We start from the raw sequence: 18952 nt of genomic DNA on the forward strand, positions 1-18952 counted from the left end.
CTCCTACCACATGAACTGGCCGCCGTCGACGATTAGTTTCTGGCCGGTGACGTAGCCGCTGAGCGGGCCGACGAGGTACTCGAGGGCGTCGGCGATGTCGTCGGGTGAACCGATGCGTCGCTGCGGGATCTCGGACAGCGCCGCGGCGCGGTGCTGTGGTTCGGTCAGCCGGAAGCGGGTGACCAACTCCTGGGTCTCGGTCATGCCGGGGATCAGACAGTTGACACGGAGTGTGGGGGCGAGTTCCAGGGCCAGGCATTTGGTGAGGTGGAGCAGTCCTGCCTTGCTCGCCGCGTAGTTGGCCCCGTTCTTCCTGGGCCGAATGCCGGTGGTGGCACCGACATTGACGATGGTGCCCTCGCCGGCCGCGAGCATGGCCGGGGCGAATGCCTGGGTGAGGTGGAAGGGGCCGGACAGGTTGGTGTCCAGTACTTGCCGCCAGTCGGATTCGGTGAGTTCGAGGAAGGGCCGGTCGATGTTGATGCCCGCGTTGTTGACAAGTACCCGGGGCGTGCCATATTCGGAGAGAATCCACTGTGCGGACTCCCGCAGCGAGAGACTGTCGGACACATCAGCCCTTACGGTGATCAGCCCGTGCGTGCGTGCGGCCGACTCAGCGGCGCTTTTGTCGGCGCGGTAGACGGCGATCGTGCGGTAGCCGAGGCCGATCAGTCGCCGGGACAGGGCGAGACCGATGCCACGGGTTCCACCGGTCACCACGGCGAGCGGGGCACCTTTGGTCATCGCGCGGACTCCTGCGGTACGGGCCCAATGGGCAGGCGGGCAGTGAGCAGGCCGACATCGAATACGGCCAGGAAATTCACGAGGCATACTCCGTCGGAAATGTCAGCAGGCAGTCTGGAGCTGGCGGGCCTCGTGTGCCTCGGCCTGCTCGGCGGTCAGCTGGAGTGCGGCGTCGAATACGGCGCGGAAGATCGCGCTGTCGGAGAGATCGCGGCGCCAGACGCACTGGGCGAACACTTCGAAGGGCGGCTGCCAGTCGATGCGGCGCAGCGTTCCGCCGCGCAGTTCGTCGGTGACGGTGATCTCGGGCAGCAGCGCTATGCCGATGCCCTCGGCGACACCTCGCTTGACCGCCTCTATGGAGCCGAGGCTGAGAATGCCGGGAGCGCCTGAGCCGATGCCGGCGAATGCCTGCTCGAAACCGCTCTGGTAACTGCTGCCACGCTGTACGCAGGCCACCGTGTGGCCGGTCAGTTCGCGGGTGGACACGGTCCGGGCAGCGGCAAGTGGATGGAAGGGAGCAGCGACCAGGGTAAGGGGTTCGGGGTACAGCAGCTGGTGGCCGATGTCCGCGGGCGAGGCGGCGCGAGCGCCGATGTAGAAGGCACAGTCGACGGCCTCGTCGCGGACCAGCGTGACGGGATCGTCCTGCAGGGAGTGGATGGACAGTTCGACGCCGGGGTGTCGCAGATGCATGTGCTCGATGAGTGGCACCAGCCTGTACGCGGTGAGGCATTCCGCCGCCCCGACCACGAAGGTCGGTGGACGTTCCGCCGCATCACACACCGCCCGCTGGGCGAATTCGCTGAGCCGCACGATCCGGCTCGCGTAACGGTGGAGCCGACGGCCGGCGGGAGTGAGCCGCGTCCCTCCCGCACTACGGTGCAGAAGAGAAATCCCAAAAGACAGTTCCAGAGATTTGATCCGGGCGGTCACAGTGGGCTGGGAAACTCCCAGGCTATGGGCGGCCTTGGTGAAACTCGACAGTTCGGCGACCGCCAGAAATGCATCGAGTTGCTTTGTGTTCATCCGTCAGAACGCCATCGACGAGTTCTGCGGTGCAACGCCCCACCCCGTATCGCTCCCGCCGTTCGCAACCGACTGCTTGCCTGCGGCGACGGCTGCCTGAGAGGCGGACGAGGACTCAACGGCCAGAGAAAATCCGGACGCGGCCACACACAGGGAAGAGAGTACGCAGAACACCATGCGGAAGCGATTCATTTCACATCCCAATCAGTTCTCGTCCAGGGCTGTCGCCAGCCATTTGCCTTCCGTGGAATCCGTCCCCGGCGGCTCTGCCAGAATGTCGCCGCCGACCCCACCCGGACCAGACCCACGTGGGATCATGAGCCTGCAAGTCCACAACGTGACCACTGGACAGTACGGTGAATATCGGGCACTAACTCCAAAAGGTGGGGATATGGAGCTTTCAGCGACGAGCAGCCGTGTCTACGAGTTCGCGATAGCCAGGCTCTCCGTGGATCCCGCGGAGTTGGCCACCGAGTTCGATCTTCCGGTGGCGACAGCGGAGAAGACCTGCCGGGAACTCGTCGCCATGAACCTGCTGCAGCCCGCGGCCGGCCAGCCCGGAAGGTTGTCCGCTGTCCACCCATTGAGCGCGTCGGCCCAGCTACTGGCACCCCTGCACCGGGGTCTCGCCCAGCATCAACAGCAGGTCGCCCAGCTACGCCAGACCATGGACACCCTGCTCGCGCTCTACGCCAACAGCTCCCTGCACAACAGCCGGCTGGAATCGGTGGAAACGCTGTCCTCACTGGAAGGCGTCCGCAGCACCCTCGGAGAGCTGGCGGCGCACTGCACGCTGGAAGTACTGACCTGCCAGCCCGGCGGCGGTCGCGCGACCGCCGTACTCGAGGAGGCGATCGTGCGCGACGAGGCCATGCTGCAGCGAGGCGTACAGATGCGGACGCTCTATCAGAAAACCGCGCTCTTCAGTCAGTCGACGATCGCGTACGTCGAGCGGGTGGCCGATCAGGGAGCCCAGGTACGCACCTCAGCGTCTCCGCTGATCCGGCTGATCGCCTTCGACAGGTCCTGTGCTGTCATTTCGCATCAGGACGATCCCATGGCCGCCGTCATCATCCGTGATCCCAGCGTCGTACAGTTCGCCGTCTCCTCGTTCGAGCACATGTGGATCGACGCCGAGCCATTTTCCGTGGAAACCAGCCGAGAAAAGGCGCGAGCAGTCACCGAGAAACATCAGGCCGTCATCACACGCATGCTTCTCGACGGTGCCACCGATGAGGCAATAGCCCGGGACCTGGGAATGTCCGTGCGGACCTGTAGACGCCATATCTCCGAAATCATGAAAGAGATCGGCGCGAAAAGCCGGATGCACGCCGGTTATCTTTTCGGGCTGGATTCCGCGCGGACCTCATGAAGTATGGCGCGCGCGGAAGGATTCCAGCAGCGCGCGGTGAGCCCGCGTGGCCTCGAACACCGCGAGATGGCTTCCTTGTCCTGCCTCGCACAGTTCACTGCCGGACAGCAGCCGCGCCGCCCCCCGGGACCCGTCCGGGTGCGTCGTCGTGTCAGTCACCGCGGTGACCACCAGCGCGGGGACATCGATACCCGGCAGCAACGCCGCCAGATCGGCGGCCATGATCGCACCGTTGAGCCGGCAGTAGCGGTGGAAGCGTTCGGCATCCGCGTACGGGTACAGCACCAGATCCGCCAGCTCCGGCGGGACCTGTCCGGCAACCAGCTGCCGGAGAAGCGCGAGAAGTTCCGCCGCCGTCGTACGGTCCCGGGCAGCCATCTCCATCACGGCCTTCAGATTGCGCTGATGGTCGGTCGTGGCATGTCCGGGCAGTGCGAAGTCACCGTTCCACAGACTCAGCGAGGACAACCGGCCCGGCTGGTCCGCCGCGGCCCGCAGTGCGATCACCGCTCCTCCGCAGAAGCCCATGGCGTGCGCCCGCTCCACCTTGAAGTGGTCGAGCACGGCGCACAGATCACCTGCCTGGGCGGCTACGTCGTGTCCGAGCGCATCGAATTCCGTCGGCGAGAGCGCGCTCTCCGCAAAAATTCCCCGGGTCTCCCAGGTGACGACGAAGGAATCAGCCGCGAGGGCCCGGATCCACGGATCGGTCAGCTCTACCGGCATGCCGCATGCGGTGGCGATCACCACCACGGGCCGGTGCCGCTCCCCAGCCGCGTACACCAGCAGGGGGACACCGTCGGCCCCCCGCACCACAGTCCGCTCCGCAGCCGGTCCCGTCCGCATGCCACTCAGCCCCTCACCACGTCGCCGGCGCACTCCGCGAGCCGCCGTACGCTCACCCGCTCGCCCAGTTCGGTCAGCGTCACCTCGACGCCCAGCTCCAGGCGCATCCGCATCACCACCCGTACCAAAGACAGTGAGGTCGCCCCGAAGCCGGTCAGATCGGCGTCCACGCCGACGGCAGGGCATTCGAGGACCTCACGCACGATCCGGTCCACGGCGGTCTCCAGTTCCCCCGACTTCTCCGACGCGTCCGGCTCGGAGTCGGCCGCGGGATCCTCGACGACGAACTCCTCAAGCCGCCCACGGTCCGTCTTTCCCTGCGGGGTCAGCGGCAGTTCGGAAACCGTCCGGTAGGCGGAAGGCCGCATGTGGGCGGGGAGCGCGGCCCGGGCCAGCCGGTCCAGACGTCCGGCCAGACTTGGATCGGACCGGGCGAGTGTCGGCAGGACGTACGCGGTCAGCCGCACATCGCCTTCGCCGTGATCGCGCGGGACCACGACGACAGAGGCGATGCCGGAAGCGGCCGCCAAGCATGCCTCGACCTCGCCGGGTTCGATGCGGTAGCCGCGTACCTTCACCTGATCGTCGGACCGACCGACATGGTGGAGTTCACCGTCCGGACCCCGTACCGCACGGTCCCCGGAGCGGTACCAACGCTCGCCGCCCACGACAAGGAAGCGCTCGGCGGTCAACTCCGGACGGTTCAGATAGCCGCGAGCAAGCCCCGCTCCGCCGACGTGAATCTCCCCGGGCACCCCGTCAGGCACCGGCCGGCCATCCTCGTTCAGCAGCCGGATCCGCAGATCGGCGAGCGGGACTCCGATCGGACTGACCGTCGGTGCGGCCAGGTCGGCCACGCGAATGCGACGATGGGTGACATGCACGGTGGTTTCGGTGATTCCGTACATGTTGATCAGCTCGGGTGCCGCGTCCCCGTACCGCTCGATCCACCCCCGCAGCATGCCCGAATCCAGCCGTTCTCCTCCGAAGACGATGGTCCGAAGCACGGGCCCGAGCTTCTCCGGGCGTGCCGCGTCGGCGGCGATCAGCCCGCGGAACGCGGACGGTGTCTGATTGAGCACGGTGACCCGTTCCCTGTGCAGCAGGTCGAGCAACAGCTCGGGGGATCGTGCTGTCTCCAGCGGTACGACGACCAGGCGTCCGCCGTGCAGCAGCGCACCCCACAGCTCCCACACCGAGAAGTCGAAGCTCACGGAGTGGAACAGCGTCCACACGTCATTCGGCCCGAACCGGAACAGCTCATCGCAGACCTCGAACAGCCGGAGCACCTGGCGGTGTTCCACCAAGACACCCTTGGGGGTCCCGGTGGAACCGGAGGTGTGAATGACATACGCGACATCGTCCGCGGCCGCGTCCCGTTCCAGGTCGATATCAGTCCCGGCCCCGATGGAGTCGATCCGGTCGACCAGCAGCACCTCACGCTCCGGCCCCTCGACCACGGAGGCTGTCTCACTGGTCGCCACCACCACCGTCGCCCCGGTGTCCGCGAGCAACAGCCGGATCCGGGAGGGCGGATAGGCAGGGTCCAGCGGTACATAGGCCGCACCCGCCTTGAGGATGCCGATCAGTCCGGTCACCAGTGCGCTGTTGCGGTCCGCGCACAATCCGACGAGCGTGCCAGGACCGACACCTCGGACCCTCAAGACCTCCGCCACCCGTTCGGCGCGCGCGTCGAGTTCGGCGTAAGTGAGGGTCGCGTCCGCCGCGCTGACCGCGATCCGGCCAGGGTGGCGGCGAGCCGTGGCCTCGAAGGCCCGGTGCAGGGTGTCACGGGACATCTGTCGTCTCACCTCTCGGCCGGGAGGCCGCCACGCACCGCGTCGGCGAGTGCGGCGATGGTGGGCGTATGGAAGAACTTTCGCAGGGATATCTCGACCCCGTAGCGCTGGCGCACCCGCGACAGAGCCGTGAGAATCATCAGCGAATGGGCCCCGTTGTCCAGCAAGGACACCTCACGGTCGAGCGCGGGCGAGGCCAGCAACTCGCTCCACAGTGAAGCGAGTTCCTCCTCAAGCGAATCCGCGTTGCACACCCGTACGCGTTCCGCGGCGGCCAGCCGGTCCGCGATGGCCGTTTCGGCGCCCCGCAGCAGCGCGGCCCGGTCGACCTTGCCGTTCGCGGTCACCGGGATCGCGTCGACAGGCAGAATCCAGCGTGGAACCATATAGTCCGGCAGCCGTCCCATCAGCAGCTCACGCAGCCGGGACTGATCGTCCACTCCCTCGGACAGGGTGAACAGCACGAGCTCGCGGCCGGCTCCGCCCTCCCGGACCGCGGCCACGGCCCGCCCGACCTCGCCGGTGCCGTGCGCCACCGCCTCGATCTCGCCGAGCTCCACCCGGTACCCGCGAATCTTGACCTGCTCATCGGTCCGGCCGAGGAACTGCAGCAGCCCGTGCTCGTCCCGCAGCACTTGGTCGCCGGTGCGATACATCCGCCCGTCGCCCTCGGCGTAAGGGTCTTTACGGAAGGAGCGTGCGGTGAGCTCGGGAGCGTTGCGATACCCGCGGGCGGGGCAGGCGCCTCCCAGGCACAACTCACCCTGCACCCCGGCCGGTGCGAGATGCCCTGTCACATCGACGACGTAGGCCCGCACCCCACTCAGCGGGATACCGATCGCCACGTGAGTGGGCCAACGCGCGTCGCCGCCCGCGAGCCGGTGAGTGGTGACCGCGTGCGTCTCCGTGGGCCCGTACAGATTGATCAGCTCCAGCTGCGGGCGGGACCGGAAGAACGCACGGATCTCGTCGTCCACCAGCAGCTGCTCACCCGACACGCACACCTTGCGCAGCTCCGCCAGCACGGCGTCCGCGCTCTGCGCGGCCTGGACGAACGGCCGCAGCGCGGCCACCGGCAGATAGACATGCGTGACCCCGCTCTCCCGCAGCCGCTCCACGAGGGCCGGGAAGTCCCGCCGGTCGGCGGGCTCCCGGGAGATCACGGTGCCGCCTGCGGCGAGCGTGGGCAGCAGCTCCTGGAACGACACGTCGAAGCCCAGCGGTGCGTACTGCAGAAAACGGGTGCGACCGTTCATGCCGAACGCGTCGATCTGCCACGACACCAGGTTCAGCAGCGCCCCCTCGGTCATCTCGATGCCCTTGGGCCGCCCGGTCGAGCCGGAAGAGAACATCACGTACACCGGCCGGTCCGGATCGGCCGCCGGCAGGACACCCGGCTCGGCATCCGCGCCACGTGCGAGCTCCGACGCCTCCACGTTCCGCACCCCGCGCCCGGCCGCGGACCCGCCGATCACCAGAGAGCAATCCGCCTGTTCCAGCATGTACCGGATGCGTTCCTCGGGCAGTCCGGTATCAAAGGGCAGATACGCGGCACCCGCGCCCAGCACTCCGAGAATGGCCACAATCGTGTCGACGAACCCGCCGGCGCCCACCCCGACGACATCCCCGGGCTCGACACCGCGGCCGCGGAGCGTGCGCACAGCCTGTGCCGTGCGGCATTCCAGCTCCCGGTAGGTGAGCTCGCCACCGGGCCAGGACAAGGCAACCGCGTCCGGGCGCTCCAGGGCCGTGCGCCGCACCCAACCGGTGAGTGTCGGCGCCGTCCGACTCACCCGGCGGCCGTCGTCCTTGCGGGACTCGGCGAGCGAGGCGTCCAGGAAAAGATCCGCGAGTGCCCGGTCCGGATCGGCGCCGGCGCGCGCAAGCGCCGTGCGCAGCGAGTCGACAAGGGCTCGGGCGACCGGCTCCGGCAGTAGCTCGGTGTCGTGTTCCAACTCCAGCCGCCACCGCCCGCCGACCGGGGTCACACCGAGCCACAGGTCGAACTTCGCGGTTCCGTTGCCGTGCTCACGTACCGAGGTGACCGCCCCGCCCGGCGCGGGGGTGATGTCGTCCTGCATGGCCAGCATGCAGGAGAACACGGGGTTGCGGTTGCCGGAGCGGTCCGGCCGGACATGCTCGACGATCTGGTTGAACGCGACCCGGATCCGGGAGCGGGCGACGCCCACTGCGGACCGTACCGCCTCCCGCGTGTACGAGGAGAAGGACCGAGTCCAGTCCACATCGAACGCCACGGGCAGCGTATTGACGAAGAACCCGCACAGATCGAAGGAGCCGACCGTGCGGCGGGACATCATGGGGCTGCCGATCACCACGGACGAAGTCGCGGCGTGCCTGGCGACCACCGCTCCGTACACGGCGAGGAAGAACTCGTACGCGCTCACGCCCAGCCGCCGGCACACCTGCGCTACGGCCGCCGACTCCCTCTCGTCCAGCTCCCACTCGACGCGCGCACCGGTGAAGGAAGTCTCCACGGCCCGCCGCGGCCGGGGATTGAGGACCGTCGCAGGGCGCTCCGCCAGCTCCCGGGCCCACACACGCGCCAGTTCAGCCGTCGCCGCTTCGCCGGCCAGCCGGGCATGCGCGGCGGCCTCGCGGATCAGGTCCGCCTCCCGCCGTGCCCTCGACTCCGCCCGCCCGGCTTCCTCCAGGAGACCTGCGAGGGACGCCTCCAGATCGCGTACGAACGGGTGAACGGACACAGCGTCGAAAACGAGATGGTGCACGACCATCAGAAGTACCGCTCGCTCAGGGGAATGCAGATACACGAAGCGGTACAGCGGCCCCTGCTCGACGTCCCAGGTGTGGGCGCCCATCCGGGCCACCGCATCCCGCAGCGCCTGGGAGGAGGTGTCCGGGACATCCTCGTACGGCAGTTCCGCCGCGGAAGGGGGCTCCGCCAGCACACCGTGTGGCTGGGGCAGGACCCGGAAAACCTGGCGCAACGCGGGCTGCACGGCGACCACCGCCGCCAGCGTCTCCCGTACTCGCTCGGGAGAATGCCCAGGCGTCAGCTCCAGCTCGAAGACGCCGTTGTAGAGATGCCCGACGGGAATCAGCCGATCGATGACGAGCAGCCCTTGCTGGGATTCGGACAGGGGGAGCGCCAGGGCGCTGGAGAGCGTCATGCCCGCACTCCGGGGAGCGCGCACAACCACCGCTTCAAATCTCCGACGGTGGAGACCGCCGCGAGCTCCTCGGTGTTCAACTCGTACGAGGGGTCGGGGAATACATCGATGACGATGCGAAGGACGGCCAAGGAAGCCACACCGACCTCGGCAAGCGGCGTGGCGTCGTCGAACTCCCCCGACGCGTAGGCCGCGATGACCTCGTCCAGCCCTGCGGTTGCGTTCATTGCACTCTCCATGTCTCTGCCTCAGCCGCGGACGAAGGGCTCTACGGTGAACGGGACGCCGGGCTCGGTCACCAGGTCCGCCACAAGCGCGGTCAGCTCCCGGGTCCAGTCGGCGACGGTCTCGGCGCGCAGCAGCTCGCTGCGGTACACGGCCACGCCGTCGACACCCTCACCGGTATCGGTCAGGTTGAGCACCAGGTCCGTATAGGCGACCCGCAGCGATTCGAAATGCGTCGCGGCGCTCACCCCGGGCAGGGTCAACGCGTCGTCCAGACCGAAGTTCTGCATGGCCACCGCCACCGTGGGCGGATCCTGACTCGTCCAGCCTCGTTCGGCGACCAGTGCGTCCAGCAGGTCCGTGAACGGAACACCACTGTGTTCAAGGGCCGTGAAAAAGCGGTCGCCAGTACGCTCCACCAGATCGGTGAAGGAGTCCCCCGGCCTCACCTCGCACACCAGCAGCAGCGGGCCGGCCATACAGGTGACAACCCGCTCGTACTCGGCGGTGCGGTTGAAGAACGGCACCGACAGCACGATGTCGCCCCGCCCGGTCAGCCGGGACATGAGGACGGCCACGGCCGAAGCCAGCACCACGAACGGCGTCACCCCGCACTGCCCGGCCAGCCGCCGCACCCCATCGTGAGGCTCCCGCCCCAGGGCGAAGACGTGGGCCTCGCCGCGTCCGATGAAACCTGCGGGCCTCGGAAAGTCAGCAGGCAGATCGAGTAGTTGAGAGCGATCGCCCAGCAGGTCCAGCCAGTGCCGCAGAGCCGACACCCGCTGCTCGCCATCCACGTCCTCCCGCTGCGCGCGGGCGTGATCGGCGGGCTGCGACCGCACCGTCGCCGGAGCGGGCCCGCCCGCCTCGGCCACGTACAGCGCGGACAGATCCTCCAGCAGGATCCGCAGCGCCCAGCCGTCCACGATCAGATGGTGGTAAGCAAGCAACAGCTCCCACCGGTCCTGGCCGGTGCGGACGAGCGCGGTGCGCAGCAGATGCCCCTCGGCGATGTCGAAAGGCCGCTCGGTGAAGTCTTCGACCAGCGTCCGTATTCCCGCCTCGCGCCCGTCGGGTGCGAGGGCGGTGAAGTCGTGCTCCGCGTACCGCACCGGCCGGGGCGCGTCGACGGCCTGACTCCATCCGCCGTCCGGCGCGGCGACGAAGCGGGTACGTAAGGCGTGATGGCGCACGGCAAGGACGTCGAGGGAGCGGTGCAGTGCCTCGGGGTTCAGGGCTCCGGTCAGTGCGATGCGCACGGCCGTGATGTACGCCGAGGGGTGCGGGGACTGGGCCATGCGTCGAAGCATCAGCAACTGCTCGTACGACACGAGCGCGCTGTGTGTGTTCATTGCCGACCCCCTGGGTCCGTGGGTTGGGTCAGTGGGAGCGGACGGCGGTCTCGGGTGCCGGCCCGTCCTGGGATCCGGCAGTGCCGTCCTCGGCTTCTTCGGCCTTCGTGCCCTCGTCCCGAAAGACCTCCGCCAGTTCGGCCGGGGTCAGCGTGCGCAGGAAAGGCACGACGAGCAGCAGGACAGGCGCGGTGAACAGGCCGAGTGCCACGCGCGGCCCGAAGAATTCACCGAGGACACCGGCCAGAGCGGCACCGATGGGGATCGCCCCGAAGGTGAACACCCGGGCCGTGGCGCTGTACCGACCGCGCATCTCGTCCGGAACAAGGTGCTGACTGATGGTGCGAGCGTTGACAGACCACAGCACTCCGCCGACACCGCCAGCGAACGCGGCCGCGCCGATGAACCACTTGTTCGCGGTGAGGAGCGGTACGGCCATCATCGCGAAGGTGCCGACCAAATCGGCGAACATGACCCAGCGACGGTCGAACAGCCGGTTGAGCCACGACACGGCCGCCGCTCCGACCAGCCCGCCGACTCCGAGGGCGCTGAGCAGCACCCCGTACTCCTCGGGGCCGAGACCCAGGTCCCGGGTGGCGACGAGCGGCATGAGCGCCAGCCAGGCGCCCCAGCAGGCGCACAGCACCGTGAGGGCGAGGGACGTCAGGCGCAGCATTCTCTGCTGCCACAGGAAGGTGACGCCCTCGACGATCTGCCGCGTCACATCCTTCTGGACCGTCCCGCTCCGGGGCGGTTTCCCGGCACCCCCTGCGAGCAGCACCAGAGTGAGCGCTGCCAGAACGTACGCTGCCCCGCTCGCGCCGACGGCGGCGCTCGCGCCGGCCGCGACGAGCAGACCGCCGACAACCGGGCCGCAGAACTCCTGGGCCACGGTCTCGATTCCGGCCACCCACGCGTTCGTCTTCTCCCAGCCCGATTTCGGAATGACGCTGGGAATCAGAGCACTGACCGCGGTGGCCGCGACCACGTCCGCGATACCGAGGGCAAACCCGAGGGCGCAGAGCAGGGGAAGGCTGAGTGCCCCGGTGAGCGCGCAGGTGAGCAGAACGCCGAGGGAGCCGACACGGACAGCGTTGGACAGCCAAAGCAGCGCCCGCCGGTCGTACCGGTCGACCAGGACGCCGATGTGCAGAGACAGCAGCAGCGTGGGCAGCATCAGCATCGCCGACAGCGTGCCGACCGCCAGGGGCGAGGATGTCAGGCCAGCCCCCAGCAGCGGAAGGGTCACCTTGAGGGCTCCGTCGGCAAGATTGGTCACGGCGGTGAAGACCAGGATGGCCAGGCCATTGCGGCGGCCGCCTCGACCGGACTCCGCTTTCGAGGACCCCCCCATGTCACTTCCTTCGATCGGAACGTTTCTGGTCAGAACATCTCGAGCTGCTTGCCGGCCGCGTCCACGAGCCGGAACATGCGCTCCTTGACGATTCCGTTCCAGTTCGGGAGGGAGACCAGCGTCCGGTAGGAATCCCCGGCCTTCTCCAGCATCGCCTGCGAACTGCCGTGCAACCGGAATGGGATGCCCTCCCAGAGACCGTGTGCCTTGCGCCACGACAACACTTCGGTGGCCACCAGCAAGCTGTGCACGACGGCGGGCAGGGTGCGCTCATCCTTGCGGATGGCCGAGTGCAGCAGCACTTCGTCGGCGCCGGCCCGGAAGTGCCCCTTGGCACGCTCGTCCATGAAGAGGGCGGTGTGCGTGAACTCGTGGATGAATGCCTCGGCGATGTCATTCTCGTGCCAGTTCTCACCCGGGATAATCAGCGTGGCACCGATCGCATTCCGATCCGACATCGACCCCTTCCACGAGGTCTCCACCGTGAACACCGTGTGTGTCAGGAGCGAGATAATCCCGGCGAGCCGAGCATCTTTTTCAGCAATGAAATCACCGCCGGCCCGACATTTTTCCAGCTGCCACGCGGCAGCCGGGGAAAATTCGACAGGCCCCCCCACGTCCGGATTTCCGAATATCGATCCGAGAATATTCGTCTCCAGACTTCCGTCCGTGAACAGCATCTCGAAATCAGCATCGGCATCGCGCTGCTTAATACGCACGTCAAGGTAATCCGCATAATCACCTGACCCGGCCAGCGACCGAAGGAAACATAGATAGGCGATTCTTAGAGCTCCCGCCGAAACCGAATCTGGATCTTCCAGATAAGGGTGGCTGAGCACCGCAGCATTTCTGAGGATCTCAGGACTTCCTTCGAGGTGATACATGTGCGGCCTCCTTGCGTGCCAGAGATGCGGGGGTCAGGATGCGGGGATCGCCGCGAGACGCTCACGGCAGAGTTCGAGGATCTCGATAGGGCGCGGCCGCAACAGTTCGGTGAGGGGCAGCGCGAACACCTCGTCCAGGCTCGTCAGCACTCCCTGAAGCAGTTCACCGCTCTCCGGATGCAGGCTCAGCTCGACGCCCTCGCGATGCGGGATGCGCTTCTCGTGCCGCGCGAGCAGCACTTCGGTACCGACGACGATGCTGTGCAGGACCTTGTCGAGCGGGCGGCGGTCCTGGCGAATGGCCGAGCGCGTCAGATAGCGATCCTCGACCAGCAGCCCCATGTTCTTGTAGAAGCCGAAGCGGCGCTCCTCCAGGAACAGGGTGTGGTGAATGAACTCGTGGAGCAGGAACTCCTGGATGTCAACCGTGTTCCAGTGCTCCTTGGGGTCCAGCCACAGCACGCCGAGTACAGTGCTCGCGGTGCCGCCTGCCAGTCCGCCGTCCGGTGCGTAGAGCAGAACCGGTACGAGCAGCTCGTACAGGCTCCGGAATTCGGGCCAGCTCCGCTCCGCCTCGGCCAGTGCGGCCTCGACCGGCAGGCGCTTGAGCCGCAGCTCCTCCTCCGAATGCTCCTGAAGCCGCGCGAAGATGTCGTAGTCGACGGAGTCCTCGCCGGCGACCGAGCCGATGAACGCCTTGACCAGGCCGGTGTGCGACTCGCCCGCGCCGACGGCGACCGGCAGGACCGTCGCGCACGGCAGAACGTCGCGCAGCACCGGCTGCATGTCGCTGATCATCAGGTGGTACGAGGCGCGGAGCGAGGCGAGCGCGTCGCCGCCGGTCGCCGCCGTCCGATTCGTCTTCACCGCGTGCGCGCTGGAGACCACGTAGAGGGTCTCAACAACGCTCTGGGGGCCTTTCAGGGAAATCATCGCACCCGCCCTGGTGATCGTAGAATTACGTAATCCGTGAAATTTGTTTCACATTCCCGAGTGCCGATGAGGCCTGACCGGCCTGTTATTCGTCTCCGGCCAGGCCTCATCATTCGATGCCCTGTTCTTACTTGTCGAGCGCGAACATGTTGACCGGACCGAAGGTCATCTTGTCCTCTTCGAGGTTCGCGGAGACCTGGGCAGCCGCGGCAACATCCTCAGTAGAAACCTGACCAACAACGCCGGCAACGATCTCGTCCAGACGGATGGAACCCATGATGGTTTCTCCTTTTGGTTTTCGAGCGAACCCTTTCGCCCGACACGAAGGACAGTACCGGCATCAAATAGAAATCGATGTGACCCAGGTCACATCGATTTTCCACGAATAGAAATTATTGATATAGGAACCACTGACCTGCGCAAACAACCGGTCACCTCGGATCTCGCTCCGACCTGACGATTGCGCCCACAACACGAGGATCAGGCGAGAGGCGTCACTCGCCATCAAGGCCGACGCGGAGAAGCGTCGGTCTTCAACAGCAAGGGAGCCCCGCCGCCATGTCCTCAGCCCCACCCTGGAATGTCCAACGCCTGCCGGCTGCCGATGGCCGCGTCTTCCTCGTCACCGGCGGCATCGGGTACTTCGCCGCCGAGCAGTTGTCGGCAACCGGAGCCACCGTCGTACTCGGCAGCCGGAGTCCCACCAGGGCCGAGGCCGCCACGGCCTCGATCCGTGCGCGTGTCCCCGGTGCACGGGTGCGGGCCCTACGGCTGGACCTCGCCGACCTCTCCTCGCTCGAAGCAACGGTGGATTCACTGGAGGTGGAGCGCCTTGACGCGGTGGTCCACAACGCCGGCGTCGCCCTTGACGACCCGCCGCGCGGGGAGACCGGGGACGGTCACGAGCTCATGTTCGGCACGAACCACCTTGGACACTTCGTCCTGACCCACTGGCTGATGCCACTGCTGTCGGCCGCGCCGGAGGCCGTGGAGGCCAGCTGTGGGGACCGCGCGTCTTCGGCCTGCGCGGCGAGCCCCGACGCGAAGCGCTGTGGAACCACCTGGCCGACCACTCCGTCGCGACACGGCTGTGGGACGCAAGCTGTGACCTGACCGGCGCCGACCTCAGCACCATCTCCGGATAACCCCCGCACACGAACGGTGACCAACAGGTCCCCGACCTCCGCGCTGCTCGGCCAGGTCGTCTCCCGGAGCACCACCCTCGTCCGGGTCCGGATCGGCGCTAGCGGGCTCCGGTGGCGGACGGCAGTGGCGGATGGCGGACGGCAGTGGCGACGGTGGCGGCTCAGCCTTCCAGGTACGCGAGGACGGCCAGGATGCGGCGGTTGTCGTCCTCGGACGGTTCCAGTCCGAGTCGGGTGAAGATGTTGTAGCTGTGTTTGCTGACGGTCTTCTCGGTGACGAACATCCGGGCGGCGATCGCGGCATTGGAGCGGCCCTGGGCCATCAGCGAGAGGACCTCGTGCTCACGGGGGCTCAGCGCCAGCAGGTGAGGGTCTGCCGAGCGGTGGGTCAGAAGGGCGGCGACCACGTCGGGGTCCATGATCGTGCTGCCCGCCGCGACCTGCCGGACGTTGGCGACGAACTGCTCGACGGCCATGACCCGGTCCTTCAGCAGATAGCCCACCGCCCCGGCGCGGTCCGACATCAACTCCCGTGCGTAGAGCTGCTCGACGTACTGCGAGAGCACCACGACAGGCAGGCCGGGGATCTGCCGGCGCGCGTCGATCGCGGCGCGCAGGCCCTCGTCGGTGAAGGTCGGCGGCAGGCGTACGTCGACGATGGCGACGTCGGGCCGGTGGGTCGTCAGCGCCCGCATCAGCGAGGGGCCGTTGTCGACGGCCTCCACGACCTCGAAGCCGTTGGTCTGGAAGATCCTGATCAGGCCCTCGCGGAGCAGGGCGAGATCCTCGGCTACGACGATGCGCACGGCAACGACATCCTTATCTCGGTGGGGCCGCCGGGCGGGCTGTCGACGGTCAGGGTGCCGTCGAAGGCGGCCAGGCGGCGGGCGACGCCGCGCAGGCCGGTACCGGCGTCGATGGCGGCGCCCCCGCGGCCGTCGTCGCACACCCGCATCGTCAACTCCCCCGAATCGCCGCCCGGATGGGGTGTGAACTCCACCTCGATCCGGATGTGCTGGGACCGGGCGTGCTTGATGGCGTTCGACAGTGCCTCGGCGACGGCGAAGTAGGCGGCGGACTCGACCGGCGCGGGCAGCCGTCCGGGCAGGTGGGTCACCACCGTGGTGGGAACGGGGTTGACCAGGGCCAGGGCCCTCAGCGCGCCGTCCAGGCCACGGTCCGCCAGGACCGGCGGATGGATACCGCGTATCAGGTCGCGCAGTTCGGCCAGGGCTTCGGTGGTCGCCTCCCGGGCCTCGGTCAGCATCCGCTGGACGGCCTGCGGATCGGTGGGCAGCATTTGCTCGGCCAGGCCCAGGCTCATGCCCAGCGACACCAGACGGGCCTGCGCGCCGTCGTGCAGATCCCGTTCGATCCGACGCAGCTCACCGGCCTGGGTGTCGACGGTCTCGGCCCGCGAGTCCGCCAGCTGCCGCACGCGGGACCGCAGTCGCGCCTGCTCGGTCGGGCCGAGCAGGGAGCGGATCACCAGGGCGTTGAGGTTCGCCAGCCGCACGGCGGTGACGTACCAGAGCAGGAGGAACACCGGGCCGAGCGGGACCAGCGCGAACGACTCCTGGACGCTGTGCAGGCGGAAGCCGTTGCCCAGGGGGGTGCCGAACACCTCGGGCGGGGTCAGCCGGTAGAGGAGCGGATAGATCGAGTAGACGATGCCGCAGAGGAAGAGGAGGAGCGACAGTCCGTACGTGCACCACCCGGTGATCGAGTTGGCCACCAGCCAGGCCCAGTCCCGCCAGCTCGCCGGGTCGCGCAGGATCGTCCACAGCCTTGCCCACAGCCGCGCCCACGGTCTCGCCCACAGCCGCACCGGCCATCCGGCGTCCGGGGGCGGCAGGTAGGACCGGGCCACCGGTTCGCCGAGCCGGTCGGCGGCCCAGCGGCGGTGCAGGTCGGCGAACCATCGGACCAGTACGGTCGCGAGCAGCGTGAGCGGGATTCCGGCCCCGAGCGCGACGAGCGACAACGAGGTGATCCAGAGCGTGGCCAGGGCGGCGCCCAGGGCCGCGCCCAGCAGCAGCACCAGCGACCAGCCCAGCAGGCTCACCCGCAGGGCCAACCCGGAGCGCGGCGCGGGACCGGAGTGCGGGACAGGGCCGCCGGGCACCGGGCGTGTTCCCGAGGGCAGTCCGTCGCCGGGCAGGCGAGTCGCGCGGGAATCGGTCATCACGCTCCATCATCGTGCATCGGTGCCGGGGCAGCCGGCCTGCCGGCCGCCACCGGTCCGTGTGGTCCGCGTGGCTGGTGTGACCGGTGTGGCCGGTGTGGCCGGTGTGGTCCTTGTGGTCCACGTGGTCCGTGCCCACCGGCCGGACCTCGATCATGACCGGGTGGCCGGGGTCCGCACAGTGGGGTTTTCTCCACCCCCCTGGGGGCTCATCCCCCGTGTTCCGCCGCCCCGGCGCAGAGAGGCTGGAAGGGCAGGAAGGTACCGCCGGGAAGCACCGCCGCCGACCGCCGGCCTGCGTCCATGTGCCGGCGTCGGACGCCCCAGACCGACGCCCTCTCATTCAGGAGGACCCCCTCATGTCCGGTAACACGTCGTCCCCGCGACTGTCCCCGTCTCCGCGCCTGTCCTCGCGCCACCGCCGCCAGACGGGCCTGGCGCTTCTCGCGGCCGTGGCTCTTACCGGCACCCTCACCGCCTGCGACTCGGCGGCGGCCGAGCAGCCGACCGTCTCCGCGAAGGCCGCGGCCACCGGCTCGGCCGCGTCCCAACAGGACGGGAAGGACCGGCGGGACGGGCAGGACCGGCGGGACGGGCAGGACCGGCAGGACGGGCAGGACGGGCGGGACAGGCAGGACCAGCGGGACCAACTGGCCGCGCTGGCCCAGCAGGTCGTGGACGCCGGAGCCCCGGGAACGATCGTCCGGGTCGACGACGGCAACGGAAAGCCGATCGAGATCACCCGGCAGGCGCCCTGGACCAAGGCCGACCGTACGCTCGCCGCGAGCGACGAGTTCCGGATGGGCTCCAACACCAAGACGATGGTGGCCACCGTGGTCCTGCAACTGGTCGCCGAGGACCGGCTCAAGCTGAGCGACCCGGTGGACGAGTGGCTGCCCGGCCTGATCCCCAACGGGGACGCGATCACCGTACGCATGCTGCTCAACCACACCAGCGGCCTGTTCAACTACACCTTCGACCCCGAGGTGCTCAAGGCGTTCACCGGCCAGGACAACAGGGCATGGACGCCACAGGAGCTGATCGGCGCCGGCGTCCGGCACGACCCGATGTTCGCACCCGGCACGGACTACTCCTACAGCAACACCAACTACATCGCGCTCGGCCTGATCGCCGAGAAGGTGACCGGAGACGCCCTGGACGACCTGGTCCAGCAGCGGATCGCCGGTCCGCTCCACCTGAAGAACACCTATCTGGTCACCGGCAACGGCGCCGACACCGACACCGACGCCCCGGAGAGTCCCGCACTCGCCCACGGCTACGAACCGGACGCCGACCACATCGTCCCGCTGCTCCCCCCGGGCATGCCCGCCGGGACCGCGTTCGCCGGCCCGGCCCGGTCCGCGGGATACGTCGACACCACCTGGATCAACGCCAGCACGACGTGGGCCGCCGGCGGCATGGTCTCCACCGCGCAGGACTGGGCCCGCTTCGACACCGCGCTGATGTCCGGCAAGCTGCTGCCGCCCGCCCTGCTCAAGGAGATGCGCACCACCCGCGCCGAGGAGTCCGAGTTCCCGAACCGCCGGTACGGGCTCGGTCTGGAGAAGGTGGTCACTCCCTGTGGCACCGTCTGGGGCCACAACGGCGAGGTCCCCGGCTACTCCAGCGAGAACTACACCGACGCCGTCGGCCGCCGCACGGTCTCGGTCCTCACCAACACGATCTTCGGTCTGGCCTCGCCGAAGCCCCGCGCCGCCCAGCAGGCCCTGGTGAACGCCGCGGTGTGCGCCATGCTCGACAAGCCGATCCCCACCAAGCCCGAGTCCACGCCGACCGGCTCCTGAGCCCCCACCGCACCCACGCCGGCCGAAGCTCATCGCGGCTCTCCTCGCGGGTCGTAGGTGCTGAGGCCGTAGGTGCTGAGGTTCAGGTGCTGACGTCGTAGGTGCTGCTGACGCGTGAGCCGGGGGCCTG

At 68.2% G+C, this 18952-nt stretch carries 15 protein-coding genes and 1 pseudogene; 3 read left to right on the forward strand and 13 right to left on the reverse strand.

What is annotated here, in order from left to right:
- Positions 1–3: 3 nt before the first annotated feature.
- Together OG627_RS17455 and OG627_RS17460 are read right to left on the reverse strand one after the other, a co-directional pair.
- Positions 4–744, reverse strand: a complete 741-nt coding sequence (locus OG627_RS17455; RefSeq protein ID WP_329066119.1) for an SDR family NAD(P)-dependent oxidoreductase — start codon at positions 742–744, stop codon at positions 4–6.
- A gap of 102 nt (positions 745–846) precedes the next feature.
- Entirely contained in the window at positions 847–1773 is a 927-nt protein-coding gene (locus OG627_RS17460) for a LysR family transcriptional regulator (protein ID WP_329066121.1), read from the reverse strand.
- 391 nt (positions 1774–2164) lie between these two features.
- Here OG627_RS17460 and OG627_RS17465 point away from each other — a divergent pair, with 391 nt between their 5' ends.
- On the forward strand, positions 2165–3145 hold the full coding sequence (locus tag OG627_RS17465; protein ID WP_329066123.1) for a LuxR C-terminal-related transcriptional regulator: 981 nt from the start codon (positions 2165–2167) through the stop codon (positions 3143–3145).
- On the opposite strand, the gene OG627_RS17470 is transcribed toward OG627_RS17465, so the two are convergent.
- The 9 genes from OG627_RS17470 to OG627_RS17510 all read right to left on the reverse strand — a co-directional run bounded on the left by OG627_RS17470 (position 3140) and on the right by OG627_RS17510 (position 13964).
- The gene (locus OG627_RS17470; RefSeq protein ID WP_329066125.1) at positions 3140–3991 is read right to left on the reverse strand and encodes an alpha/beta fold hydrolase; all 852 of its coding nucleotides are present in this window, start codon (positions 3989–3991) and stop codon (positions 3140–3142) included. The two genes, OG627_RS17465 and OG627_RS17470, sit on opposite strands and share 6 nt — an antisense overlap.
- Positions 3992–3996: 5 nt before the next feature.
- Positions 3997–5790 carry an amino acid adenylation domain-containing protein gene (locus OG627_RS17475; protein ID WP_329066127.1) on the reverse strand — a complete coding sequence of 598 codons (1794 nt, stop codon included), beginning with the start codon at positions 5788–5790 and terminating at the stop codon, positions 3997–3999.
- Between the two features lie 8 nt (positions 5791–5798).
- Positions 5799–8939 carry a non-ribosomal peptide synthetase gene (locus OG627_RS17480; RefSeq protein WP_329066129.1) on the reverse strand — a complete coding sequence of 1047 codons (3141 nt, stop codon included), beginning with the start codon at positions 8937–8939 and terminating at the stop codon, positions 5799–5801.
- The gene (locus OG627_RS17485) at positions 8936–9166 is read right to left on the reverse strand and encodes a hypothetical protein (RefSeq protein WP_329066131.1); all 231 of its coding nucleotides are present in this window, start codon (positions 9164–9166) and stop codon (positions 8936–8938) included. Before OG627_RS17485 ends, OG627_RS17480 begins: the two co-directional genes overlap by 4 nt.
- Positions 9167–9187: 21 nt before the next feature.
- Positions 9188–10516, reverse strand: a complete 1329-nt coding sequence (locus OG627_RS17490; RefSeq protein WP_329066132.1) for a condensation domain-containing protein — start codon at positions 10514–10516, stop codon at positions 9188–9190.
- Positions 10517–10544: 28 nt separating this feature from the next.
- On the reverse strand, positions 10545–11870 hold the full coding sequence (locus tag OG627_RS17495; RefSeq protein ID WP_329066134.1) for an MFS transporter: 1326 nt from the start codon (positions 11868–11870) through the stop codon (positions 10545–10547).
- Between the two features lie 29 nt (positions 11871–11899).
- Entirely contained in the window at positions 11900–12754 is an 855-nt protein-coding gene (locus tag OG627_RS17500; RefSeq protein WP_329066136.1) for an aKG-HExxH-type peptide beta-hydroxylase, read from the reverse strand.
- A gap of 33 nt (positions 12755–12787) precedes the next feature.
- Entirely contained in the window at positions 12788–13687 is a 900-nt protein-coding gene (locus tag OG627_RS17505) for an aKG-HExxH-type peptide beta-hydroxylase (protein ID WP_329066138.1), read from the reverse strand.
- Between the two features lie 127 nt (positions 13688–13814).
- On the reverse strand, positions 13815–13964 hold the full coding sequence (locus tag OG627_RS17510) for a hypothetical protein (protein WP_329066140.1): 150 nt from the start codon (positions 13962–13964) through the stop codon (positions 13815–13817).
- A gap of 281 nt (positions 13965–14245) precedes the next feature.
- Between OG627_RS17510 and OG627_RS17515 the strand changes: the two are divergent.
- Positions 14246–14832, forward strand: a pseudogene (locus OG627_RS17515) (SDR family NAD(P)-dependent oxidoreductase).
- Positions 14833–14993: 161 nt separating this feature from the next.
- Here OG627_RS17515 and OG627_RS17520 read toward each other — a convergent pair.
- A complete protein-coding gene (locus OG627_RS17520; RefSeq protein WP_329066142.1) occupies positions 14994–15638 on the reverse strand; it encodes a response regulator transcription factor in 645 nt (214 codons plus the stop codon).
- Entirely contained in the window at positions 15623–17017 is a 1395-nt protein-coding gene (locus OG627_RS17525; RefSeq protein ID WP_329066144.1) for a sensor histidine kinase, read from the reverse strand. The genes OG627_RS17520 and OG627_RS17525 overlap by 16 nt, the downstream gene beginning before the upstream one ends.
- A 359-nt stretch (positions 17018–17376) precedes the next feature.
- Here OG627_RS17525 and OG627_RS17530 point away from each other — a divergent pair, with 359 nt between their 5' ends.
- The gene (locus tag OG627_RS17530) at positions 17377–18822 is read left to right on the forward strand and encodes a serine hydrolase domain-containing protein (RefSeq protein ID WP_329066146.1); all 1446 of its coding nucleotides are present in this window, start codon (positions 17377–17379) and stop codon (positions 18820–18822) included.
- Positions 18823–18952: the final 130 nt, after the last annotated feature.

Origin of the sequence: Streptomyces sp. NBC_01429 (assembly GCF_036231945.1) — a bacterium.
GTDB lineage: Bacteria > Actinomycetota > Actinomycetes > Streptomycetales > Streptomycetaceae > Streptomyces.

Bases quoted from the DNA above. Each gene is read 5' to 3' on its own strand.
- OG627_RS17455 (WP_329066119.1), bottom strand. From the start codon at position 744: ATGACCAAAGGTGCCCCGCTCGCCGTGGTGACCGGTGGAACCCGTGGC.
- OG627_RS17460 (WP_329066121.1), bottom strand. From the start codon at position 1,773: ATGAACACAAAGCAACTCGATGCATTTCTGGCGGTCGCCGAACTGTCG.
- OG627_RS17465 (WP_329066123.1), top strand. From the start codon at position 2,165: ATGGAGCTTTCAGCGACGAGCAGCCGTGTCTACGAGTTCGCGATAGCC.
- OG627_RS17470 (WP_329066125.1), bottom strand. From the start codon at position 3,991: ATGCGGACGGGACCGGCTGCGGAGCGGACTGTGGTGCGGGGGGCCGAC.
- OG627_RS17475 (WP_329066127.1), bottom strand. From the start codon at position 5,790: ATGTCCCGTGACACCCTGCACCGGGCCTTCGAGGCCACGGCTCGCCGC.
- OG627_RS17480 (WP_329066129.1), bottom strand. From the start codon at position 8,939: ATGACGCTCTCCAGCGCCCTGGCGCTCCCCCTGTCCGAATCCCAGCAA.
- OG627_RS17485 (WP_329066131.1), bottom strand. From the start codon at position 9,166: ATGAACGCAACCGCAGGGCTGGACGAGGTCATCGCGGCCTACGCGTCG.
- OG627_RS17490 (WP_329066132.1), bottom strand. From the start codon at position 10,516: ATGAACACACACAGCGCGCTCGTGTCGTACGAGCAGTTGCTGATGCTT.
- OG627_RS17495 (WP_329066134.1), bottom strand. From the start codon at position 11,870: ATGGGGGGGTCCTCGAAAGCGGAGTCCGGTCGAGGCGGCCGCCGCAAT.
- OG627_RS17500 (WP_329066136.1), bottom strand. From the start codon at position 12,754: ATGTATCACCTCGAAGGAAGTCCTGAGATCCTCAGAAATGCTGCGGTG.
- OG627_RS17505 (WP_329066138.1), bottom strand. From the start codon at position 13,687: ATGATTTCCCTGAAAGGCCCCCAGAGCGTTGTTGAGACCCTCTACGTG.
- OG627_RS17510 (WP_329066140.1), bottom strand. From the start codon at position 13,964: ATGGGTTCCATCCGTCTGGACGAGATCGTTGCCGGCGTTGTTGGTCAG.
- OG627_RS17525 (WP_329066144.1), bottom strand. From the start codon at position 17,017: ATGACCGATTCCCGCGCGACTCGCCTGCCCGGCGACGGACTGCCCTCG.
- OG627_RS17530 (WP_329066146.1), top strand. From the start codon at position 17,377: ATGTCCGGTAACACGTCGTCCCCGCGACTGTCCCCGTCTCCGCGCCTG.